The sequence below is a fragment of the Massilia sp. 9I genome (assembly GCF_902506415.1).
In the GTDB taxonomy this organism is placed as follows: domain Bacteria; phylum Pseudomonadota; class Gammaproteobacteria; order Burkholderiales; family Burkholderiaceae_D; genus Telluria.
Window position 1 is genome coordinate 887,552 of the sequence record NZ_LR733275.1, and the last position, 21,388, is coordinate 908,939.

The following is a 21,388-nucleotide window of genomic DNA, read 5'->3' on the forward strand; positions in this document are numbered from 1 at the left end:
GCAGTGAAATACCTAGCATGCAGCTTTCACAACAACCTAGTTAAGCGTTTTCCTAAATCTGTTGACTTTGCTTTAATCTCTCACTAGGATTTACTCAAGTACAAAAAAATAGTTTGGAGACAGTCAACATGCGGCACGCACAACCCGCCTTTTTCGCCGTCCCTCGCGCCAGCATGCTGCTGGGCGGCCTCCTGTTCGCAGCCGGCGTCAGCGCTGCGGCAGCGGAAGAATCCACCTCGAACCTGGTCAAGCGCAGCCTCGCCAGCGCCGAGAAGCAGTACACCGGCATGCTCGCCGCCGTCCAGTCGACGCCCGGCTTCCCTCGCACCGTCGAGAATGGCCAGGTCAAGATCGTCGAAGTAAAGGACTGGACCGCCGGCTTCTTCCCCGGCTCCCTGTGGTACCTCTACGAAGCCACCGGCAACAAGAAATGGCGCGCGGCCGCCGAGGACTACACCGCGCGCATGGCGCCGGCCAAGTTCGACAAGACCCACCACGATCTCGGCTTCATGCTGGGCGCCAGCTACGGCAACGGTTATCGCCTGACCAAGAACCCGGCCTACCGTGACGCCATGCTGGCCGGCGCCACCACCCTGGTTACGCGCTTCAATCCGAAGGTCAGCAGCATCCAGTCCTGGGAGCTGTGGAAGAACACCAACTGGGCTTTCCCCGTCATCATCGACAACATGATGAACCTCGAGCTCCTGAGCTGGGCCACGCAGGCCTCCAAGGAGCCGCGCTACCGCGAGATCGCGATCGCGCACGCCGACACCACGCTGAAGAACCACTTCCGCCCCGATAACTCGAGCTACCACCTGGTCGACTACGACCCGCAATCCGGCGCGGTGCGTGGCAAACAGACGGTGCAGGGCAATGCCGATGCGTCCTCGTGGGCGCGCGGCCAGGCCTGGGGCCTGTACGGCTACACCATGATGTACCGCGAGACGAAGAAGCCGGAGTACCTGGAGCAGGCGCACAAGATTGCCGCCTTCTTCATGAACCATCCGCGCCTGCCCGCCGACAAAGTCCCCTACTGGGACTTCGACGACGCGGCCATCCCGAATGCGCCGCGCGATTCGTCGGCCGCGGCCATCGTCAGCTCGGCCCTGCTCGAGCTGGCGCAGTTCTCTGACAAACAGCTGGCGCAGCGCTACCGCGGCTTCGCCGAAGCCCAGCTGCGCAGCCTCTCGTCGCCCGAGTACCTGGCAACGGCGGGCGAGAACGGTGGCTTCCTGCTGAAGCACGCCACCGGCCACAAGCCGGCCGGTAAGGAAATCGACGTGCCGCTCAACTACGCGGACTACTACTTTCTCGAAGCATTGCTGCGCCTGAAGGCCAGCCAGAAGTAAACATCTATAAAACCGGAGGAGACAGCGTTGAACAAGAACAGAATCGAAAGTGCCCACATCGCGGTGAAACCGCTGGCACTGGTTGTCGCACTGGCCGTGGCCCAATGGGCCCTGCCCGTCTACGCACAGGAAGCGCCGGAAGCGCAGCCGGATCCGACCAAGCTGCAGTCGGTGGTCGTCACCGCCAACAAGCGCGTCGAGAAGCTCGAGAGCGTGCCGATGGCGATCTCGGTGCTGTCGGAAGAGGAACTGCAGCGCAATAACGTGCGCGAGATCGAGGACGTCATCGCCCTCACCCCATCGCTCACCCAGGCTTCCGGCACCACCGCCGCCAACAACGCCCTGTTCATGCGCGGCATCGGTACCGTCTCGGTCGGCATCGGCGTGGAATCGGACGTCTCAGTGATCCTGGACGACATCCCGATCGCGGTGCAGTTCCAGGCCTTCCGCGACCTGGCGGACGTGGCCCGCGTCGAAGTGCTGAAAGGTCCGCAGAGTACCCTGTTCGGCAAGTCGGCAGTGGCCGGCGCGATCAACATCGTCACCAAGCCGATCAGCGGCCCGATGACCTACCGCGGCAGCGCCTACTACACCAACGACCACGAGTACCGCCTGGCGGCCTCGATGGGCGGGCGCTTGACCGACAGCTTCGGCATGCGCATCGCGGCCAACAAGAGCGACATGCCGGGCAACTTCACCAACCTGACCAACGGTCAGAAGGTCAACGGCTCCTCCGGCAAGACCATGATGGCGAAGTTCAGCTGGACCCCGATCCAGAACCTCGACATCGACTTCATGCCGCAATATAACGAGCAGGAGAACACCCGCGGCGTGACCGCGGTGAACGGCTTCTACCGCACCACCGGTTCGGCCGCCGCAGGCAACCTGCAGCGCATCCCGGTCGACATCAACACCGCCTACATGAACGGCAACAAGGATCTGCCGGCGTCCCTGGTCCTGGCGGGCATCGACCCGACCGACCCGCGCAACCGCCTGGTGCGCCGCGACTTCCCGACCGGGATTGCCTCGCGCACCCACGGCGCCGGCCTGAAGTTCTCGTACACGCTGCCGAACGATGCGACCCTGATGTCGATCTCGTCCTACCAGCGCTACAAGGCCAACGACTCGCGCGACCAGGACTTCACCGACGTCCCGACCATCGCCCGTCCAGGCGAGACCAAGCTCACCGTCGGCAACAACCAGTTCGGCACCTACGACATCAACTCCAAGACCCAGGAATTCCGCCTGGTCTCGCCGGACAACAGGAGCCTGCGCTACGTGGCCGGCCTCTGGTGGGCGCGCAACGAGATCGAACGCCACTTCATCCGCGGCTTCTGCGTCGCACCGACCAAGTGCGCGTCCAACTCGCCGTCCAGCCCGACCAACTACTACACCGACATCTACAACGTGAACAAGGCGGTGTTTGGCCAGGCCACCTGGGACTTCGCGCCGACCTGGACCCTGGTCGCGGGCCTGCGCCGCAACCTGGAAGAATCGGGCTTCAACTACGAGCGCAACTTCTACACCGACCAGCTGGACCGCTCGACTTTCGTGCCGGGTCCGGTCGGCGTGGACGTGTTCTCGAGCAGCGGCAACGAGGACTGGGCCACCACGGGCAAGCTGAGTATCCAGAAGCAGCTGACCCCGGACGTGATGGTGTACGCCATGACCGCCACCGGCCACAAGGGCAAGGCCTATGACGTGACCAGCGGCCTGCGCGCCTCGGCGGCCTTCCCGGTCGATCCGGAAACCAGCCGCACCTTCGAGATCGGCACCAAGGCCAACCTGTTCGACAACCGCATGTCGGTGGCGGCCGTGGTCTACAAGACCGACTTCAAGAACTACCAGCAGAACACCTCCTTCGTCCTGCCGAACGACCCGACCATCTACACCCAGCTGAACTCGATCCCGAAGATCGGCACCAAGGGCTTCGAGCTGGACGCCAACATGCTGATCACGACCGGCTGGTCGATGAACGCCGCGCTGGCCTATACCCGTCCGAGCATCAAGGACTGGAAGAACGGGCCCTGCTACCAGGACAACACCAACCCCGCGATCGGCACCACCGGCCTGGGTGAAGGCGGTTCGCTGGGCGGCTGGAACCGCGCCTGCTTCCCGATCCGCACCGGCGCCACCACCGGTATCCAGGACCTGTCGGGCGGGATCTTCCCGGGCACGCCGAAGATCAAGGTCAACATCGGCAGCAACTATGACCTGCGCTTCACGTCGATGCCGTTCCGCGCCTTCATCAACGGCAACGTGCGCTACCAGAGCGACTACCAGACCAACATCAACAACGATCCGCGTTCGGTCAACGACGGCTACACCATCGCCGACCTGGGCTTCGGCCTGCGCGAGAACAAGGACCGCTGGCGCCTGAGCTTCCGCATCAACAACCTGTTCGACAAGTTCTACATCCCGAACGCGAATGCGAGCGGCCCGAGCTTCCGCGCCGGTCCGACCTCGACCTCGCCGGGCATCAACGTCGACAGCTGGGTGCCGCCGCGCGATGTGTTCCGCTTCTACAGCGTGAAGCTGGACGTGAAGTTCTAAGTAGTGAAGGGATGGCGGCGCTGCCGCCATCCTGCCGAAACGCTGGGTAAAAAAATGCGGCGCCTTTCATGGAAGTGAAAGGCGCCGCAAGTGTGTGGAGCTAGGTGGAATCAGTCCTTGTAGATCGGACCGGCCAGTACGAAGGGGCCGCCCTGGTAGGTGGCGGTGACGTCATCCGCCGGCGGACGCGCGCCGCTCGGCGGGAAGCGGTCGGCGAATTCGCGCGAGCTGCGCTTCGGTTCATAGCCGAGGTGGGCGGCCAGGCGGTTGTCCCACCAGCGGGTCGGGTTGTCCGAGACGCCGAAGGTGATGGTATGACCGACGCGCGGCGTGAACAGTGCGCAGCGCACCAGTTCCACCAGGTCGTCATAGGCGAGGAAGGTGGTCATCATGCGCGCGTTGCGCGGTTCTTCGAAAGAGGAGCCGATGCGCAGGCAGACGGTCTCGATACCGAAGCGGTCGTAGTAGTAGCGCGACAACGCTTCGCCGAAGCACTTCGAGACGCCGTAGATGCAGTCCGGGCGCAGCGGCGCACCGGCGTCGACCACCTGGGTGGTCGGATAGTAGCCGACCACGTGGCTGGAGCTGGCGTAGATGACGCGCTTCACTCCCTGCTTGTGGATCGCTTCATACAGGTGATGCAGGCCGACGATGTTGGCCTGGACGATATCGTCGATCGGCTGTTCGATCGAGACGCCGCCGAAGTGCAGCACCGCGTCCACGCCCTCGAGCAGCGCCAGCACGGCCGCGCGGTCGGCGAGGTCGCAGCGCACCACCTCTTCGCCGTCCTCGGCGGGTGGAATGACCTTGACGTCGCTGAGGCGGACCACGTCGGCCCAGGGCTTGATGCGCTCGCGCAGCACGGTACCGAGACCGCCCCCGGCGCCGGTCAGCAGCAGACGGTGGAAGGGCTTGCGCGGTGTTGCTTCATTCATGGATGGACTCCGGTGTTGAGTTAAACGTTTAACTGAAGTATAGCCGATACGTTGTGTGCGTCAATGCCGGAAGCGCCGCTTTCACGCCACGGACAATCGATTTCCCCCGACAGCGACCGGCTTTCCGGCTGCCGGGCCATGTTAAGATGTCCAGTCAAATAACGATTACCCGATCATGAAAAGTTCAGCCCCGACCATTCGCGACGTCGCCGCAGCAGCCCAGGTGTCCACCGCCACCGTGTCGAAGTACATCAACGGCGCCCAGCGTTTCTCGCCCAAGGTCGAGGCGGCGCTGGATGCGGCCATCGCCAGCCTGGGCTACAAGTCGAATCCGCTGGCCAAGTCGATGATCACCGGGCGCACCAACACCATCGGGCTGTCGGTGCTGGACGTGACCAACCCCCACTTCAGCAGCATCCTGAAAGGCGCCAACCGGGTCGCGCACGATCATGAATATTCAGTGGTGCTGGTCGATACGGAAGAAACCCCGAGCCGCGAGCGCCGCACCCTGGAAGACCTGAGCCGGCGCGTGGACGGCATGATCGTGTTCTCGCGCCTGCGCGAGCACGAGATGGCCTGGATGGCCGAGATCGACAAGCCGCTGGTGTTTTTCGGCTCACTGAACGAACTGCCGATTCCCACCGTGGCCAGCGACGACCACGGCGGCGCCTTCCTGCTGGCCCAGCACCTGCGCATGCTGGGCCACCAGCGCGTCGCCTACCTCGGTTTCTCGAAGTCGCGCCGCGACGAGGAACGCCTGGGCGGCGTGCGCGAATGCCTGGACGCGGCCGGCATCGAACTCACCGTGTTCGACGGCGAGGCCCCGTCGATGGCCGAGGGCGAGCGCATGTGCTCGACCATCGTGCTGCAGGCGCAGCGGCCCGACGCGGTGATCTGCTACAACGACCTGATGGCCCTCGGCTTCATGAAGGAGGCAGCCAATCTCGGGCTGTCGATCCCGAGCGACCTGTCGGTGGTCGGCTTCGACAACATCGCCTACGGGAAGTACGTGTCACCGGCCCTGACCACGGTGGACCTGCAGAGCGAGCGCATGGGCGCCACTGCGATGAGCAAGCTGCTGCAGGTGATCCGCGGCGAGCAGGTCGAGAAGCTGACCAAGGTCGCGCCGCAGCTGGTGCTGCGCGCTTCTACGCAAGCGCGCAAGTCCTGATACAAAATCCGGCCCTGCAATACTTTACATTCCGGTAGCGTTCGCCTATATTTAGGAAAACGTTTAACAACACCGGAGACTTCCTTCATGCGTCATGCACTTCCCCTGCTGGCGGCAGCATCGCTGCTGGCCGTACCAGCTTCCGCCCAGGTCACGCCGCCGCTGCAGCGCAGCGTCGAGCAGGCCTACCCGCAGCTCGAATACCTGTTCCAGAAACTGACCAAGGAACGCGCGGGCATGACGATGGAGGGACGCGAGTCCTTCAAGGCCAAGGACAAATTCCTGCCCGGGAAAGTGGCTACCGGCCTGGCCGACGTGCTGCTGCACCTGCCGAAGGACGACCCACGCCTGGCGGGCATGCTGCGCGACTACGCCGAGATCGCCGACCTCACCATCGGCATGGACAACGAGACCTGGGGCATCTATTACTACATCGGCGCCCTGCACCGCCTGAAACAGGCCGGCCTGCTCGAGCGCGCAGTGCGCCCGGAGACCCTGGAAGCGCTGCGCAAGAAGCTCGACTGGCGCACGTTCGTCCGCACGCCCAGCTATGAGCTGATCAACCTGCCGACCAACTACTATGGCGTCGCCTTCAGCATCGCGCGCCTGCGCATGCTGATGGGCTGGGAAGACACGGCCGGCAGCGAAGTCCTGCTCGACAAGATGCTCAAGCACTATGCCGCCTACTCGGGCGAATTCGGCTTCAGCGACGAGACCGACGGCCAGGGCCGTTTCGACCGCTACAGCATCCTGCTGGCGGCCGAGATCTGCGAGCGCTTCATCGAGACCGGCCTGGAGGTCACGCCGGAACTCAAGGCCCTGCTGCGCAAGTCGGCCGACGTCGCCCTGAACAGCGCCACCGCCGACGGCAGCGGCTTCACCATGGGCCGCAGCCTCGGTCCCTACGGCGAGACCGCGATGCTGGAGATCCTGTCGACCGCGGCCTACCTGGGCGTCCTCAGCCTGGAAGAAAAGGAATACGCCTACGCCTATTCGAGCCGGATCGCCGAGCGCTATATGAAGTTCTGGTACAACCCGGAGATCCATTCGGTCGACATGTGGAACGGCGGGCGCCGCACCGACACCTACCGCGGCAAGCACCGCATCCTGGGCGAGAACTTCTCGCTGCTGCACCAGCTGATCGCCACCAACGAGATGTGGAACAAGGCCGGCATGAAGGACATCGTGCCGCGTAAGGACCTGGCCAATTGGCTGGAACGCACGCGGCCCAAGTTCAGCCTGACGCGCTTCGCGCGCGGCGAATATGATCGCGCGCTGGCGATCTGGCGCGACAAGGGCCATGTGTTCAGCCTGTCCATCATCAACGGCGGCCAGAGCCAGCACGACAACAGCCCCTACTTCCCGCTGCCCTTCGCGAACAATGTGATTTCCGGTGTGGCCGACAGCGGCCCGGAGAACTCGCAGCTGCTGCCGAAGTTCACGCTGGCCGACGGCAGCGAGCTGATTGCGACCGCGTGGATGAAGGACATCCAGGCCACGCCGCGCGGCGCCGGCCAGGCCGTCACGTATCGCCAGGATGCCGTGAGCAAGCTGGGCAAGAACCTGCCGATCAAGGATGGCCGCATCCGCGTCGAGACCGAATACAGCCTGCAGCCGGGCGCCATCACGCGCACCGACCGCTACATCCCGAGCGCGCCGCTGGAGGTGTCGAAGCTGACCCTGGACTTCCCCTCGTTCTCGAGCGGCGCCACGGTCGAGGGCAACACCGTGCGCTTCAAGGAAGGCGCGGTACAGGCCTTCGAGGTCAGCGGCTTGTCGAGCTGCACGGCGCAGCCGACCGCCGGCAGCGAACTGTATCGCGCGCCTTACGGCCAGATGAACACGATCGTCCGCTGCAGCAGCGGCGCCTTCAGCATGCGCGAGCCGCTGGTGGTGCGCTGGACCATCCGCTACCAGTAAGTCCCCTGCTCTCCACGCGACTCCTCGCGTTTGTCACCGGACCCGCGGCCCTGTCGCCGGTCCGGCTTTTTTTTACCAAGCGGTCAAACTTCAGCCGCGGCGCGGATGCTCGAGAGGATTGGGCAGGCTGCGGTCGCCCCCCATGCGCGCATCCCAGTTGTTGGCCGGCGGCGGGACGTTCGACACCGGCTGCGCGGCGTGGCGGTCGTAGATCGCGATCCAGCCGGGCACGCGCTGCGGCCGTTCCTGCGCGACGCCGGCCAGGCGCTCGATGGCGGCGGGGTTGGCGACACCCTCGGCGCCGAAGCGCACCAGGCGGTCCAGGTTCGGATGCTGGACGTCCAGAATCGAGGCCATCAGCACCAGCGGAGCGGCCGCGAACAGGTGGTAATGCAGGGCCTTGGCGGCGCGCGCCATCTCGTGCGGCAGCGAGCCGTCCGGCTGGATCTGCCCCATCGCGTGGTCGAATACCTTGCGGCCCCAGGCCAGGTAACGCTGCTCACCCGTGACGGCGCCCACGGCGGTGATGGCCAGGCCTTCCCAGTAGTAGTGGTTGTTGCGCACGCCCTTGTTGGCGTCGGCGTGCACGATGGTGACGTCGGCCAGCGCGCGGAACCAGTCCTCGATGAACTTGCGCTGTTCCGGCGTGGCCGCCGCCTGCACCCGTGCATAGCTCAGGGCAAGGCCGCCCAAGGTCCACTTGCGCGTATACCAGGACTGGTTGGTCGTCATCTTGCCGAGCATGGCGCCCTGCCTGGCCCAGGCCTCGAGCCAGCCGAGGGCGCAGCGCGCATCCTGCGGGTCGCGCTTGACTTGCCAGTCGTTGGCGCTGCGCGCCACCGCTTCCAGGTAATCGTTGACCGGCTTGACCGCGGCCTCGTTGCGCGCCTTGAGCACAGGGTCGATGATCGAACTGCGGGTGTCCGTGTAATAGCGGTTGGCGTCGATGTCGAACACGGCCGCCGGCGGCGCCGCGCAGGCCAGCGCCCTGCCGGCGCTCAGGGTGAGCAGCATGGCCGCCACAAAAGGTTTGACGGCCGCCGATCGGCGCTCCCGGGTCTCACGCTGCATGTTGCCTCCTTTTTGGAAAACGTTTAACTTATTCTAAGAGGCTGACCCGGCGAAGTAAACCAGCATTGCGACGCAACGCGTACTCTTGCTCGACTTTTACATGCACCATGGATATGCTCAGGACTACGGTAACCCTGTCGCCACTCATGCCCCAACAGCATCCTGCCCCTACGCCCATCAGCAGCCTGACCGCCAAGAAGCGCCCGGCGGTTCGCTATGCGATCCGGGTGCTGATCCTGTTCTGCGCGCTGCTGGTCGCGGCCCAGGGCTGGAGCGCCTGGACTGCACGCCAGAGCCGGCTCGCCGAGAACACGGCGGCGACCTCGAACATGGCGGCCGCACTCGCGGCCCAGGCTGAAAGCACGATCCGGATCGTCGACACCGTGCTGGCCGGCGTGGTCGAGCGCGTCGAAGTCGACGGCATCACCCCAGCCGCCTCGGACCGCCTGCGCAGCCACATGCGCAACATGGTGTCGGAGGTGAAGGAACTGAACGGCCTGTTCGTCTACGGCGCCGACGGCAGCTGGCTGGTCACCTCGCTCGACCGCCCTATCGCTGGCAACAACGCCGACCGCGAATACTTCCAGTACCACCTGCACAACCGCAGCCGCGCCGTCCACATCGGCAAGCCCATCAAGAGCCGCTCGAGCGGGCTGTGGATCCTGCCGGTGTCGCGCCGCATCGACCGTCCGGACGGCAGCTTCGCCGGCGTCGCGCTGGGCACCATCCAGATTGCCTTCTTCGCCGAGCTGTATGAGAGTTTCGACGTCGGCCGCGAAGGCGTGGTGTTCCTGGCGCGCGACGACGGTACGCTGATCTACCGCCGTCCCTTCAGCGAAAAGCTGGTCGGCAGGGACGTCTCGCGCGGCCCCGTGTTCCAGATGGTGCGCTCATCCGGTCCGATGGGAACGGCGATGCTGCGCTCGCAGATCGACGGCGTGACGCGCCTGTACAGCTACCGCCGGCTCGACAAGCTGCCGCTGATCGTCGCCACCGCCCAGTCCAAGCATGAGATCCTGGCCGAGTGGCAGCAATCGACCCTGCTGCTGTCGGCCGCCACCTTATTGGTGGTGCTGCTGCTGGTGGGTGTGGGCGCACGCCTGGTACGCCAGATCATGATCCGCGACCTGCTCGAGGCCGAGCTGCGCATCGCCGAAGAGCACCTGCAGGAACGCAACCAGGAGCTGACGGTGCTGGCCACCAACGATGGCCTGACCGGCATCGCCAACCGGCGCCACTTCGAGGAGTCGCTGTGCCTCGAACTCAAGCGCGCACGCCGGACCGGCGCCCCGCTCTCGCTGGTGCTGCTCGACGTCGACTTCTTCAAGAAGTACAACGACCGCTACGGCCACGTGGCCGGCGACGACTGCCTGCGCCAGGTGGCGGCCGCGCTGCAGGCCTGCCTGGCGCGCCCGACCGACCTGGCAGCGCGCTACGGCGGCGAGGAATTCGCCATGATCCTGCCGGCCACCGGCCAGGTCGGCGCCAGGTACGTGGCCGAGCGCCTGCGCCTGGCGGTGATGGACCTCGGCATCGCGCACGCCGACAATCCGCTCGGAACCGCCACCATCAGCGCCGGCGCCTGCACCTTCCACGGGGCGCCGGGCGACAACGAGGACCCGGAAACCTTCGTGATGCGCGCCGACGCCCTGCTCTACCGCGCCAAGGCGAACGGCCGCAACCGTGTCTGCACCGATCTCGACAACACCGGCGCGGCGCCGGTTCCCCCGCTCGCGATGTAAGTCCAAAAAAAAACCGCCCCGGATGGGGCGGCTTCGTCGTGCTTAGTGGCGGTTCGGGTTGTTCGGGCGCTCGTCGTAACGATTCGGGACGCCGTCGCCGTCACGGTCGCGGCGGGCCATGCGGTGGTCGCGGTCGCGGACCCAGCCGCCGCGCTCGAAGTACCAGCCGTTACGGTCCTGGCGCCATTCCGGACGATTATAGACATAACCGGCACGCACTTTTTCGTAGTGGCCACGTTCCCACACATAGCGGCGGCCGTTATAGCTCCAGTAGCCCGGCACCCACTCGTAGCCGCGGCGGGCGGCGGGGATCGCCTCGTTGCGCATCGGCGGCGGCGCCTGGCGCACCACGATCACTTCAGTGCGACCCTGGGCCTGCGCCTGGACCGGCGCGAAGGCTGCGGTGGAGATCAGGACAGCTGCGGTAGCGGCAAGAATGCTTTTCATGGTACTTCTCCTTTCGGTTGTGTTGGAACCACTATAGCCAAGCCCAACCGCGCACGGGAGAAATGAAAAAAGTTCTTACATTCGAAACATGCCGCCACGAAAATGTAACTGAAGCACAAAAGAAAACAGCCGGCGGGTGCCGGCTGCTTCGTGCTTCAGGGAAAAACTGGATTAGTCCAGCTTCCAGGCGTAGTCGACCTTGGTCCAGGTCGCTGCCGGTGCGCCGTCCTTGGTGCCCGGCTTGAACTTGCACGACGACAGGCCTTTCAGGGCTGCCTTGTCCAGGTTCTTGAAACCGCTCGACTTTTCCAGCTTCGATTCGGTCACGGTGCCGTCGGCGCTGACCAGGAACGATGCCGAGGTGGTGCCCTGCTCTTCGTTCATCAGCGAGGCCTTCGGGTATTCGACCGCGCACTTCTTCGGGTCGAACGATGCCGGCACTTCGGCAGCGAAGGTGGCGCCAGCGGCGGCGGTGAGGGTCATTGCAGCGATCAGTTTCACGGTCAGGTTTTTCATGTTTTTCCCCAATAAGATTTTGTTGAATTAAGTTGGCAGTCTCTACTGCGTGCCGGCCCGGAGGCCGGCCCTTCTTCTCTTCTTAGAATTCTTCCCACTCGTCGCTGGCGACGGTGGCGGCTTTCTTTGCTTTGGCAGCTGGTGCAGCCGGTGCTTCTTCCTGCGCCGCGGCCGGTTTTGCAGCCGAGCCCGCAGCTTTCTTCACCACCGGCTTTTTTAGGGCCGGGGCCGGACGCTTGGCAGCGGCCGGACGCACCACAACCGCGGTGCTGGTGGCCGGAGCTGCAGTTGCCTGCACCTCGGCCTGGTACTGCTCGCCCTCGCTCAGCTTGAAGATGCTGACGACGCGGGCCAGTTCGCTTGCCTGGTCCTGCAGGCTCTGCGCGGCGGCAGCGGCCTCTTCGACCAGGGCGGCGTTCTGCTGGGTCATGCTGTCCATCTCGATGATCGACATGTTGACCTGTTCGATACCGGCGCTCTGCTCGGCGCTGGCGTTGGCGATCTCGCTCATGATGTCGGTCACGCGTTTCACGCTCGTCACCACTTCGTCCATCGTCACGCCGGCCTGGCCGACCAGTTTGCTGCCGCGCTCGACCTTCTCGACGGAGTCGCCGATCAGGGTCTTGATCTCTTTGGCCGCAGCAGCCGAACGCTGGGCCAGGTTACGCACTTCCGAGGCCACCACCGCGAAGCCGCGGCCCTGTTCACCGGCACGGGCAGCTTCCACTGCGGCGTTCAGCGCCAGGATGTTGGTCTGGAACGCGATGCCGTCGATCACGCCGATGATGTCCGAGATCTTGCTTGCGGAGCTGTTGATCTCACCCATCGTGCCGACCACCTGCGACACCACTTCGCCACCCTTGCGGGCCACGTCCGAGGCGGTTGCCGCGAGGGCATTCGCCTGGCGGGCGTTGTCGGCGTTCTGCTTGACGGTCGAGGTCAATTCTTCCATCGCCGAGGCAGTCTTTTCCAGCGAGCTGGCCTGCAGTTCGGTACGCGAGGACAGGTCGATGTTGCCGGCTGCAATTTCACGCGAGGCGGTGCCGATGGTCTCGGTGCCGCGGCGCACCTGTTCGACGATGCCGACCAGGCTGTTGCGCATTTCTTTCATTTCCACCAGCAGGCTGCCGCGGTCCGACTCTTCGGTCTCGATCGAGATCGACAGGTCGCCGTGGGCGATGCTGCCGGCGATCGCCGCGGTGTAGGCCGGTTCGCCGCCGAGCTGCTTGCGCAGGCTGCGAGCGATCACCCAGGCTGCGGCCACGCCCATGGCGACGGCGGTCAAGAGCATGACGATCATGAAGTTACGGGCGTTCTGGAACTCCGACTCTGCATCCGTCTTGCTCTGGGCGTTCTGCTTTTCTTCCTGGATCGCCAGCTGGTCCAGCGCTTCCATCCACTTCTTCTGCACCGGGCGCACTTCGCGGATCATGACGCGGGTAGCGTCCATCGCGTTGTTGGCCAGGTAGAGTTCCGAGGCTTTCTGGATGGCCGGCATGGCCTGGCCTTCGAATTCCTTGATCTGTGCCAGCAGGGCTTTTTCCTTGTCGGTGGCGTGGGCCGCAAACAGGCTCGACAGCTTCTTCTGGGCTTCGTCGTACTTCTTGGTCTGTTCCTTGAACTTGACCATTTCCGGTTCCATGTCGGCCGGATCAGTCATCAGGGTCAGGACGCGCAGCGAAGCGACACGGTCGCTGACGTTGTTGCGCATGTCGATCACCAGGCCGGTCGACACGTTGCTAACGCTGACCACCTTGTCGAGGCGGTCCTGGATCTGCGCCATGCGCATGATGCCGACCGCGGTCACGACGATCAGCAGCACCAGCACCAGTGCGAAACCGAGTGCGAGGCGGGTACCGACCTTCAAGTTATTCAAAAAAGCCATTCCTGTTCATCCCTGTATCTATTGATCGAATTTCGCCCGGTTCCCTGCGCCGTGCGACGCGTTCCACGGTCATTTCATGACCGATGGGTATTTCCGACAGGATAAATCAAAAGTTCCCACCGGAAAGTCAGAAATCGACTGCAACATCCGAACTGTTTCAGCTCAACAACAGTGTTGGTGACACTCAACGTGTAGGGAGCGAGAGAAATTATGCGTGTAGTCTTGCCGCTCGGCAAGCTTTAAGCAACTTGTCTAGGCATTTTTGACCCGCAACTGTCGCTATTTGCCGACAAGCAATAAAAAAAGCGTACCGAAGTACGCCTTAGGAGAGAGACAAAAGCCGGCTCAGGCGGCGATCGGCATGCGCGCCGCAGCTTCGAGCAGCAGGGCCGGATCGGCGCCCGCGAGCTTCTTCGGGTCGGACAGCATTTGGCGGAAGGCGCGCGCCCCCGGCAGTCCGGTCATGATGCCCAGCATGTGGCGGGTGATGCTGTTGAGCTTGAAACCATGCTGCTGGTAAAGGCGCAGCTGCTCGGCGATGTAGGGAATCATGGCTTCCAGCACTTGCACCCGGGTTTTTACTGGCGCGTCGAGGTCGCCGTAGAAGCGCCGGTCCCAGTCCGCCATCACCCAGGGGTTGTGGTAGGCCTCACGCCCCAGCATCACGCCGTCCACGTGTTCCAGGTGCAGGGCGACCTCGTCACTGGTCTTGATGCCGCCGTTGATGATGATTTCCAGTTCCGGGAACTCGCGCTTGAGTTGATACGCCACTTCGTAGCGCAGCGGCGGGATTTCGCGGTTTTCCTTGGGCGACAGGCCCTTCAGCACGGCATTGCGGGCATGCACGATGAAGGTACGGCAGCCGGCGTCGGCGATGGTGCCGATGAAGTCGCGCACGAACCCGTATTCCTCGTTGTAGTCGATGCCGATGCGGTGCTTGACCGTGACGTCGACCGAAACCGCGTCGCGCATCGCCTTGACGCAGTCGGCCACCAGCTGCGGCTCCCCCATCAGGCAGGCGCCGAAAGCGCCCTTCTGCACCCGCTCCGAAGGACACCCGCAGTTCAGGTTGATCTCGTCGTAACCCCACTGCTCGCCCAGCTTCGCGCTTTTGGCGAGATCAAGTGGGTCGCTGCCGCCCAGCTGCAGCGCGACCGGGTGTTCGCTGTCGTCGTAGCGCAGGTGACGTTCGACGTCGCCATAGACCAGGGCGCCGGTGGTCACCATCTCGGTGTACAGCCAAGTGTGCTTGGTGATGTGGCGGTGGAAGACGCGGCAGTGGCGGTCGGTCCAGTCCATCATCGGGGCGACGGACAGGCGGCGCGACGGCAGGGCCTTGGCGGAAAGGTCGGAGCGGACGGGTGCGAGAGACATGGATCGGTCGCGCGACGGTGATGACGGCGCGAAAAGCAGCGAAAGGGCGACATGATAGACCAAATGCGCCTGCCCGTCCGTATATGGGGCAGGCCATGCGGATCAGGGCAGGCGCAGCATAACGAAGATGGACCGGCGGATCGCGTCGCGCCGCGCGGCGCAGGGGTGGCGAATCAGGCCTGGCGCGTGGCGCCCGGCTTGCGGCGCAGCGCGCTGATGCCTGCCAGGCCGAGTGCGATCAGGCCCAGGCTGGCCGGCTCCGGCACTTCGCGCGCGGCGTCGAAGCGCAGGTTGTCGAAGAACAGGAAGCCGGCGCTGCCGCTGGCCAGGTTTTCCGCGAAGCGGATTTCGTCGAACAGCGCGCCGTCGACCCGCAGGATGCCGGCGCGGCCGTAGGGCCCATTGCTGAAATAGCGGTTGTCGACATTGATGGTGGTATTCCAGGCCAGGTCGCCATAGGCCAGCGCGGACAGCGAGAAGCTCGAGACCAGTTGTCCCTTCAGGTACAGGTCGAAGCTTGCCGTGCCCTGGCGGTCATCGAGGAAGGCGTCCAGCGCGAGCTTCGACACCGTGCCATCGAAGCGGATCGCGAAGCTGTCCTCCTGGGCGTTATTGCTGCAATCCGGGCCATAAGTCCCGAGGCTGTTCATGGGCATGCCGTAGGCGCTCCAGGCGCCGTAGCCGCATGCGTTGGCGCGCACCGAACCTGAGAAGGTCACGCCCTGTGCCTGGAACTGGTTGGTGATGAGCGTATTGGCGGCGAGCTGCCCGGCGCCGTCGAAATCCAGGGAAGTCCCATATGCATACCCGTCGCTCGTGGTCCAGCCGGCGCTCGGAACGGCGTGGGCGAGTTGGGCGGCGGTCAGCAGCACGCAGGAGGCCACAGCACGAAGCAATTTACTCATCAAGAAACCTCATTAATATTTACGATAGTTCTCACAAGCAAGAAACATACCGTTGATGCAAGTAACTGATTTATTTGGCTTTCAGTTTCGACATGAAACTGTACTGTAAGAATTGTCGACAGTGTCTAAACGCTAGGAAAACGAAAATTTTTTCGAAGCAGGCGCAACAATCCCAAACCATCGGAAGGCGCGGCGATTTAAAATCGCGGGTAATTTCCGCACAGAAACCTGCCCATCCTCATGAATCTTCACGTCCAGCCTGCCAGCCAGGATCCGCTTGCGCAGCACCGCCGCGCCGTCCAGCGCAACCCGCGCGACGCCAACGCTCACGCCCTGCTCGGCCTGGCGCTGCTGAAAGCACGCCAGCTCGACGCCGGGGTTGCCAGCCTGCGCCGCGCGCTCGAACTCAATCCGAAGGTGCGCGGCCTGCAGGCCGTGCTGGCCGCCGCCCTGTTCGAACTCGAACGCTTCGAGGAAGCGGTGAGCGCCTACCGGGCCGCGCTGCGCTTCGAGAACGGCGCCGACCTGCACCAGGGCCTGGCCGACGCACTGCTGCGCCTCGGTCGCGCCGCCGAGGCTGAAGCCCCGGCCCGGCGCGCCGTCGAGCTGGCTCCGAGCAACGTGGCGCTGCTGCTCAGCCTGGGCAATGTCCTGCATGGACAGGGCAAGCTGGAGGAAGCGGTCACGGTATTCGAGCGTGTGCTGGTGCTCGCGCCCGACCTGCTGGATGCGCGCTACGACCTCGGGTTGCTGCTCGCCCTGTGCGCGCGCCATGGTGAGGCGATCGCCTGCCTGCGCAGCGTGCTCGAGGCCGCGCCGGAACATGCCGGCGCCCTGCTCCAGCTCGGCCGCAGCAGCCGCGCCCTGAAACAATACGCCGATGCGGCCGGCTACTTCCGCCGCCTGCACGCCTTGAGCCCGGATCGCATCGAGGTGCTGATCGACCTGGGCGCCGCGCTGCGCATGTCCGGCGACCTGGCCGGTGCCGCGGCATTGATGCAGCAGGCGCTGGAACTGGCGCCGGACAATACCGAAGTCATGTACGTCCTGCTCGGCGCCTGCTTCTCCATGGGCGAGTGGGAGCTGGCGATGCAGCTGGCGCGCCAGGCGCTCGATCTGCGCCCCTCGGCGCAGGCCCACAGTGTGCTGCTGTTCATCATGAGCCACTGCTGCATGGATGCCGAGGAGCTGACCCGCGAACACTTCGCCTTCGCCGAGCGCTGGGAGACCGGGCTGCGCGCCCTGCGCCAGCCGCATTCGAACAGCCGCGACCCGCAGCGCCGCCTGCGCGTCGGCATCGTCTCGGCCGACCTGTACGACCACGCGGTGACCAACTTTGTGGCGCCGGTGTTCGAAGCCCTGAAGGACAGCCCGGGCGTGGCGCTGTATGCCTACTATAACAATACCGTCGAGGACGCGATGACGGCCCAGCTGCGCGAGGTCGCCGCCGCCTGGCGCCCGATCGCGCAGCTGGACGACGATGCGGCCGAGCGTCTGATCCGCGAAGACGCGATCGACATCCTGATCGACCTGTCCGGGCACTCGGCGCTCAACCGCCTGCCGCTGTTCGCGCGCAAGCCGGCGCCGCTGCAATGCAGCTGGATCGGCTACGCCGGCACCACCGGGCTGGAAGCGATGGATTACATCTTGTACGACCAGTTCTCGCTGCCGGAAGGCCGCTATGACGAGCAGTTCAGCGAAAAGATCGTGCGCTTGCCGCTGGGCGCGCCGTTCACCCCGGCCACCGTGGCGCCGCCGGTGAACGAGCTGCCGGCCCTGCGCAACGGCTACATCACCTTCGGCAGTTTCCACCGCCTTAACAAGCTGAACCGGAACGTGATCGGCCAGTGGGCACGCCTGCTGCATGCCGTACCGGACTCGCGCATGCTGCTGGGCGGGATGCAGACCGGCACCGAGGAAGTCCTGACCAGCTGGTTTGCCGAACACGGCATCGGGCGCGAGCGCCTGCTGTTCCGCAATCGCACCCACGTGTACGGCTTCCTGGAACAGCACCACGACGTGGACGTCTGCCTGTGCCCCTTCCCGTACAGCGGCTCGACTACGATCGGCCAGGCGCTGTGGATGGGCGTGCCGACCCTGATTCCGGTCGGGGAAACCAATCCGAGCCATGCGGCCGTGCCGGTCATGGCCCACCTCGGGCTGGCCGACTTCGTGGCCGACAGCGAAGCGACCTATATTGCCCTCGGCGTGTTCCTGTCGCAGAACCTGGATGCGCTGGCGACCATGCGCGCCACCATGCGCAAGCGCTTCACCGATTCGCTGCTGGGCTACCCCGGCATCACGGCGGCGGCGCTGGAGTGCGCCTGGCGCATGATGTGGCAGCGCTGGTGCGCGGACGAAGCCCCGGCCCCGCTGCGGGTGCGCCTGTCGGACCTGAAGCTGCCGGCCTGATGGCCTGTCCGGCCGCCGCCCCTGCGGCCGGACGCATTTGTGACGCTGAGAAAAAGAAAAAGAAAGAAATTTAAAAAAATTTCCGTGCGGCACTTAATGCCGGGTTCGTGGCGGTCGCCTTGTACTGTTGAGAGCGAGTGACGCACTCGAAACCGAACCCAACAGGAGCTGAACATGCTGAGCCTTCACACCAACAACGCTGCACTGTCCGCACAAAACTCGATCAGCCGCACCCAGAGCTCGCTGTCGACCTCGATGACCCGCCTGTCGACCGGCTACCGCATCAACTCGGCAATGGACGACGCTGCCGGCCTGCAGATCGCTTCGCGCCTGAAAGCCCAGACCTCGGGCATGGCCGTCGCAATGCGCAACACCCAGAATTCGACCTCGATGCTGCAGACCGCCGAAGGCGCGCTGGACGAAGTCGGCAACATGCTGGTCCGCATGAAGGATCTGGCAACCCAGTCGGCCGACGCTTCGTCGACCGCAGCCGACAAGACCGCCATGCAGTCGGAATACGATGCACTGGGCCTGGAACTGAAGAACATCCTGCAAAACACCACCTTCGGCGGCACCAAGCTGCTGGTCGGCGGCACCGTCGCTTCGTCGATGACCTTCCAGATCGGCGCTTCGTCGAGCGAAACGATGTCGGTCAACCTGTCGACCGACATGACCTCGATGGCATCGCAGGTCAGCGCTGCAACCGCGAACTACACCTCCACCACCACCGGTACCGAACTGACCGCCAGCGCCAACGCCACCATCGGCAAGCTGGAAACGGCACTGGACAGCGTCAACAAGGTGCGTTCGGGCCTGGGCGCTGCAGCGAACCGCCTGGAACACGTGTACAACAACCTGTCGAACATCAGCACCAACAGCAAGGCCGCACAAGGCCTGATCATGGACGTCGACTTCGCTAGCGAAAGCGCCAACATGACCTCGAACCAGATGCTGCTGCAGGCTGGTACCGCAATGCTCAAGCAGTCGAACAGCATGTCCTCGATGGTCATGTCGCTGCTGCAGTAATGGCCGCCAACCCGGGCCAGCCCGGGTAGAATCTTCAAAGGCCAGCCTTCCGGTTGGCCTTTTTTCGTTTTGATCGGGGTCCATCATGACCGTCTCGCTGCCCGCCCTGCCTCCCGCCGCCGTTCCCCCGCTCGCTCCCGGCGCCGTCGCGGCGGCCGCGCCCGTGGCCCTGCTCACCCAGGGCGGCGCGCCCGAGCTGCCCTTCTCCAATCCCCTGGCCGAGGCCCTCCCGGCGCTGCCGGCGGCAAGCGCGGACCCCGGCGCCGAGGGCGCGGCGATGCGCCCCGACCAGGCCTTGCTGGCGCGCCAGCTGGCCTATCCCCACCAGGATGGCGCCGCGCTGGCGCGCCAGTGGCGCTTCCAGGTGCGCAGCCTGGGGAGCCAGCTGAGCGGGCGCGCCATGGCCGCCAGCGGCGGGCTGCTGTCGCCGGCCCAGCTGGCCCTGGCCCAGCAGGGCCAGGCCCCGCGCGTGGCCGAGCAGCTGCTGCCCCATCCGGATGCCTGGCGCTTCACCGTGCATGCGGGCGACCACCGCGCCCAGCACCTGGCGGTGCTGGCGCGCGACGCCGACCAACCGCCGGGGCGCCGCAAGCGCCCGCGCGCGGCCCTGCGCCTGGAACTGGAACTGGCGGACGGCAGCACGGTGGTGGTCCAGGTGGACCCGCTGCCGCAGGGGGTGGCGATCGAATTGTGCGCGGCCACGCCCGATGCGCTGGCGCAGCTGCGCGCGCTGCAGCCGGAACTGGAAGCGGCAATGGAAAAGGCCGGCGTGCAGGTGGTGCGCTGGCAGTTGTCGGACCGCCTGCCCTTCGGCGGCAGCCACGCCGTGGTCGCGAATGCCGAAGCGGCGGCCGAGGCGCTGACGCTGGATGTGTTCCGCGCCGTCACCGAGCTGGCGCTGCGCCTGCCGGCCGAGCCGCAGGCCCATGCGCCGGCCCAGGAAGCGTAAGGATCAGGCGGCGCGGATCAGCGCCGCGATGCGCTCGACGTCTTCCAGCGCCAGCTGGGGATAGATCGGCAGGCACAGGACGCGCGCCGCCGCGTCGCCCGCCACCGGCAGGTTGTCGCGCCGGGCCGAGGGCAAGCCGCGGTACATCGGGAAGTCGCTGATCAAGGGATAGAAGTAGCGGCGGCCATGCACGCCGGCTTCCTTCAGGCGCGCGTACAGCGCGTCGCGCGACTCGGGGTAATCCTCGCCCACCAGGATCGGGAAATAGGAATGGTTGGCCGAGGCTTCGCCGCCCTCGCCCATGGGCGCAATGCCCGGCACGTCCTTCAGGAGTTCGCGGTAGGCGCGGTCGATCTCGGCGCGGCGCGCGATGGCCTCGTCCACGCCGCGCAGCTGCAGCATGCCGAAGGCGGCGTTAATCTCGCTCATCTTGCCGTTGATGCCGGGCGCCACCACCGTCACTTCGTCGACGAAGCCGAAATTCTTCAGGTGGTCGATGCGCTGCTTGGTCTTGGCGTCCGGGCAGATGATGGCGCCGCCCTCGAAGGTGTTGAACACCTTGGTCGCATGGAAGCTCAGCACCGACAAATCGCCATGGCGCAGGATGCTGCCGCTGGCATCGCGCACCCCGAAGGCGTGCGCCGCGTCGTAGATCACCTTCAGGTTGTAGTTGTCAGCGATGCGCTGGATCGCCGCAACGTCGCAGGGACGCCCGTAGCAGTGCACCGGCATGATGGCGGTGGTCTGGGGCGTGATCGCCGCCTCGATCTTTTGCGGATCGAGGTTCAGGGTGTACGGGTCGACGTCCACGAACACCGGCTTGATGCCGTTCCACAGCAGCGAATGCGCGGTCGCGACAAACGAGTAGGGCGTGGTGATCACCTCGCCCGTCACGCGCAGCGCCTGCAGCGCCGTCACCAGGGCCAGGGTGCCGTTCGAGAACAGCGCCAGGTGCTCGACACCGAGATACTCGCACAGCGCCTTTTCCAGCTGCTGGTGGAAAGGGCCGCCGTTGGTCAGGATCTTGTTTTCCCAGATCTGCTCGAGATAGGGATAGAAGTCTTCCAGCGCTGGCAGCTGCGGCTGGGTCACGTAGATCGGCTTGCGGTTCATGATGGCTTCCCTTGCGCTTG

General features: G+C 64.9%; 16 protein-coding genes. 8 read left to right on the forward strand and 8 right to left on the reverse strand.

What is annotated here, in order from left to right; genetic code table 11:
- The first annotated feature begins 128 nt into the window (after positions 1-128).
- Together GV068_RS04060 and GV068_RS04065 are read left to right on the forward strand one after the other, a co-directional pair.
- The gene (locus GV068_RS04060; RefSeq protein ID WP_201303241.1) at positions 129-1,349 is read left to right on the forward strand and encodes a glycoside hydrolase family 88 protein; all 1,221 of its coding nucleotides are present in this window, start codon (positions 129-131) and stop codon (positions 1,347-1,349) included.
- Between the two features lie 27 nt (positions 1,350-1,376).
- The gene (locus tag GV068_RS04065; protein ID WP_159696117.1) at positions 1,377-3,902 is read left to right on the forward strand and encodes a TonB-dependent receptor; all 2,526 of its coding nucleotides are present in this window, start codon (positions 1,377-1,379) and stop codon (positions 3,900-3,902) included.
- Between the two features lie 110 nt (positions 3,903-4,012).
- Here the strand turns inward: GV068_RS04065 and GV068_RS04070 are convergent, their stop codons facing one another.
- Positions 4,013-4,837, reverse strand: coding sequence for an NAD(P)-dependent oxidoreductase (locus tag GV068_RS04070; RefSeq protein ID WP_159696118.1), 825 nt, complete (start codon positions 4,835-4,837; stop codon positions 4,013-4,015).
- A 175-nt stretch (positions 4,838-5,012) separates the two neighbouring features.
- On the opposite strand from GV068_RS04070, the gene GV068_RS04075 reads away from it, so the two are divergent.
- Both GV068_RS04075 and GV068_RS04080 read left to right on the forward strand, forming a co-directional pair.
- Positions 5,013-6,008, forward strand: coding sequence for a LacI family DNA-binding transcriptional regulator (locus GV068_RS04075; RefSeq protein ID WP_159696119.1), 996 nt, complete (start codon positions 5,013-5,015; stop codon positions 6,006-6,008).
- Between the two features lie 87 nt (positions 6,009-6,095).
- Positions 6,096-7,928, forward strand: coding sequence for a hypothetical protein (locus GV068_RS04080; RefSeq protein WP_159696120.1), 1,833 nt, complete (start codon positions 6,096-6,098; stop codon positions 7,926-7,928).
- A gap of 90 nt (positions 7,929-8,018) precedes the next feature.
- On the opposite strand, the gene GV068_RS04085 is transcribed toward GV068_RS04080, so the two are convergent.
- Positions 8,019-8,999 carry an alginate lyase family protein gene (locus tag GV068_RS04085; protein WP_229463703.1) on the reverse strand — a complete coding sequence of 327 codons (981 nt, stop codon included), beginning with the start codon at positions 8,997-8,999 and terminating at the stop codon, positions 8,019-8,021.
- A gap of 146 nt (positions 9,000-9,145) precedes the next feature.
- Between GV068_RS04085 and GV068_RS04090 the strand changes: the two genes are divergently transcribed.
- Complete coding sequence (locus GV068_RS04090) at positions 9,146-10,741, forward strand: sensor domain-containing diguanylate cyclase (protein ID WP_159696121.1); 1,596 nt, start codon at positions 9,146-9,148, stop codon at positions 10,739-10,741.
- A gap of 42 nt (positions 10,742-10,783) precedes the next feature.
- On the opposite strand, the gene GV068_RS04095 is transcribed toward GV068_RS04090, so the two are convergent.
- From GV068_RS04095 to GV068_RS04115, 5 genes are all read right to left on the reverse strand, one after another.
- Positions 10,784-11,188, reverse strand: coding sequence for a YXWGXW repeat-containing protein (locus tag GV068_RS04095; RefSeq protein WP_159696122.1), 405 nt, complete (start codon positions 11,186-11,188; stop codon positions 10,784-10,786).
- Between the two features lie 171 nt (positions 11,189-11,359).
- On the reverse strand, positions 11,360-11,704 hold the full coding sequence (locus tag GV068_RS04100; RefSeq protein ID WP_159696123.1) for an energy transducer TonB: 345 nt from the start codon (positions 11,702-11,704) through the stop codon (positions 11,360-11,362).
- 82 nt (positions 11,705-11,786) lie between these two features.
- The gene (locus GV068_RS04105) at positions 11,787-13,571 is read right to left on the reverse strand and encodes a methyl-accepting chemotaxis protein (RefSeq protein ID WP_159704557.1); all 1,785 of its coding nucleotides are present in this window, start codon (positions 13,569-13,571) and stop codon (positions 11,787-11,789) included.
- A 363-nt stretch (positions 13,572-13,934) separates the two neighbouring features.
- Positions 13,935-14,963, reverse strand: coding sequence for a tRNA dihydrouridine(20/20a) synthase DusA (gene dusA / locus GV068_RS04110; RefSeq protein ID WP_159696124.1), 1,029 nt, complete (start codon positions 14,961-14,963; stop codon positions 13,935-13,937).
- Between the two features lie 173 nt (positions 14,964-15,136).
- On the reverse strand, positions 15,137-15,868 hold the full coding sequence (locus GV068_RS04115; RefSeq protein WP_159696125.1) for a PEP-CTERM sorting domain-containing protein: 732 nt from the start codon (positions 15,866-15,868) through the stop codon (positions 15,137-15,139).
- 240 nt (positions 15,869-16,108) lie between these two features.
- Here GV068_RS04115 and GV068_RS04120 point away from each other — a divergent pair, with 240 nt between their 5' ends.
- From GV068_RS04120 to GV068_RS04130, 3 genes are all read left to right on the forward strand, one after another.
- A complete protein-coding gene (locus GV068_RS04120) occupies positions 16,109-18,280 on the forward strand; it encodes a tetratricopeptide repeat protein (protein ID WP_159696126.1) in 2,172 nt (723 codons plus the stop codon).
- Positions 18,281-18,454: 174 nt separating this feature from the next.
- On the forward strand, positions 18,455-19,306 hold the full coding sequence (locus tag GV068_RS04125) for a flagellin (protein ID WP_159696127.1): 852 nt from the start codon (positions 18,455-18,457) through the stop codon (positions 19,304-19,306).
- A gap of 85 nt (positions 19,307-19,391) precedes the next feature.
- Positions 19,392-20,255 carry a hypothetical protein gene (locus tag GV068_RS04130; RefSeq protein WP_159696128.1) on the forward strand — a complete coding sequence of 288 codons (864 nt, stop codon included), beginning with the start codon at positions 19,392-19,394 and terminating at the stop codon, positions 20,253-20,255.
- Between the two features lie 3 nt (positions 20,256-20,258).
- Here GV068_RS04130 and GV068_RS04135 read toward each other — a convergent pair whose 3' ends face one another.
- Complete coding sequence (locus GV068_RS04135) at positions 20,259-21,368, reverse strand: DegT/DnrJ/EryC1/StrS aminotransferase family protein (RefSeq protein WP_159696129.1); 1,110 nt, start codon at positions 21,366-21,368, stop codon at positions 20,259-20,261.
- Between the last annotated feature and the right edge of the window lie 20 nt (positions 21,369-21,388).

Excerpts from the sequence above, each read along its gene's own strand:
- GV068_RS04060 (WP_201303241.1), top strand. The coding sequence starts at position 129 with ATGCGGCACGCACAACCCGCCTTTTTCGCCGTCCCTCGCGCCAGCATG.
- GV068_RS04070 (WP_159696118.1), bottom strand. The coding sequence starts at position 4,837 with ATGAATGAAGCAACACCGCGCAAGCCCTTCCACCGTCTGCTGCTGACC.
- GV068_RS04075 (WP_159696119.1), top strand. The coding sequence starts at position 5,013 with ATGAAAAGTTCAGCCCCGACCATTCGCGACGTCGCCGCAGCAGCCCAG.
- GV068_RS04080 (WP_159696120.1), top strand. The coding sequence starts at position 6,096 with ATGCGTCATGCACTTCCCCTGCTGGCGGCAGCATCGCTGCTGGCCGTA.
- GV068_RS04085 (WP_229463703.1), bottom strand. The coding sequence starts at position 8,999 with ATGCAGCGTGAGACCCGGGAGCGCCGATCGGCGGCCGTCAAACCTTTT.
- GV068_RS04090 (WP_159696121.1), top strand. The coding sequence starts at position 9,146 with ATGCCCCAACAGCATCCTGCCCCTACGCCCATCAGCAGCCTGACCGCC.
- GV068_RS04095 (WP_159696122.1), bottom strand. The coding sequence starts at position 11,188 with ATGAAAAGCATTCTTGCCGCTACCGCAGCTGTCCTGATCTCCACCGCA.
- GV068_RS04100 (WP_159696123.1), bottom strand. The coding sequence starts at position 11,704 with ATGAAAAACCTGACCGTGAAACTGATCGCTGCAATGACCCTCACCGCC.
- dusA (WP_159696124.1), bottom strand. The coding sequence starts at position 14,963 with ATGTCTCTCGCACCCGTCCGCTCCGACCTTTCCGCCAAGGCCCTGCCG.
- GV068_RS04115 (WP_159696125.1), bottom strand. The coding sequence starts at position 15,868 with ATGAGTAAATTGCTTCGTGCTGTGGCCTCCTGCGTGCTGCTGACCGCC.
- GV068_RS04120 (WP_159696126.1), top strand. The coding sequence starts at position 16,109 with ATGAATCTTCACGTCCAGCCTGCCAGCCAGGATCCGCTTGCGCAGCAC.
- GV068_RS04125 (WP_159696127.1), top strand. The coding sequence starts at position 18,455 with ATGCTGAGCCTTCACACCAACAACGCTGCACTGTCCGCACAAAACTCG.
- GV068_RS04130 (WP_159696128.1), top strand. The coding sequence starts at position 19,392 with ATGACCGTCTCGCTGCCCGCCCTGCCTCCCGCCGCCGTTCCCCCGCTC.
- GV068_RS04135 (WP_159696129.1), bottom strand. The coding sequence starts at position 21,368 with ATGAACCGCAAGCCGATCTACGTGACCCAGCCGCAGCTGCCAGCGCTG.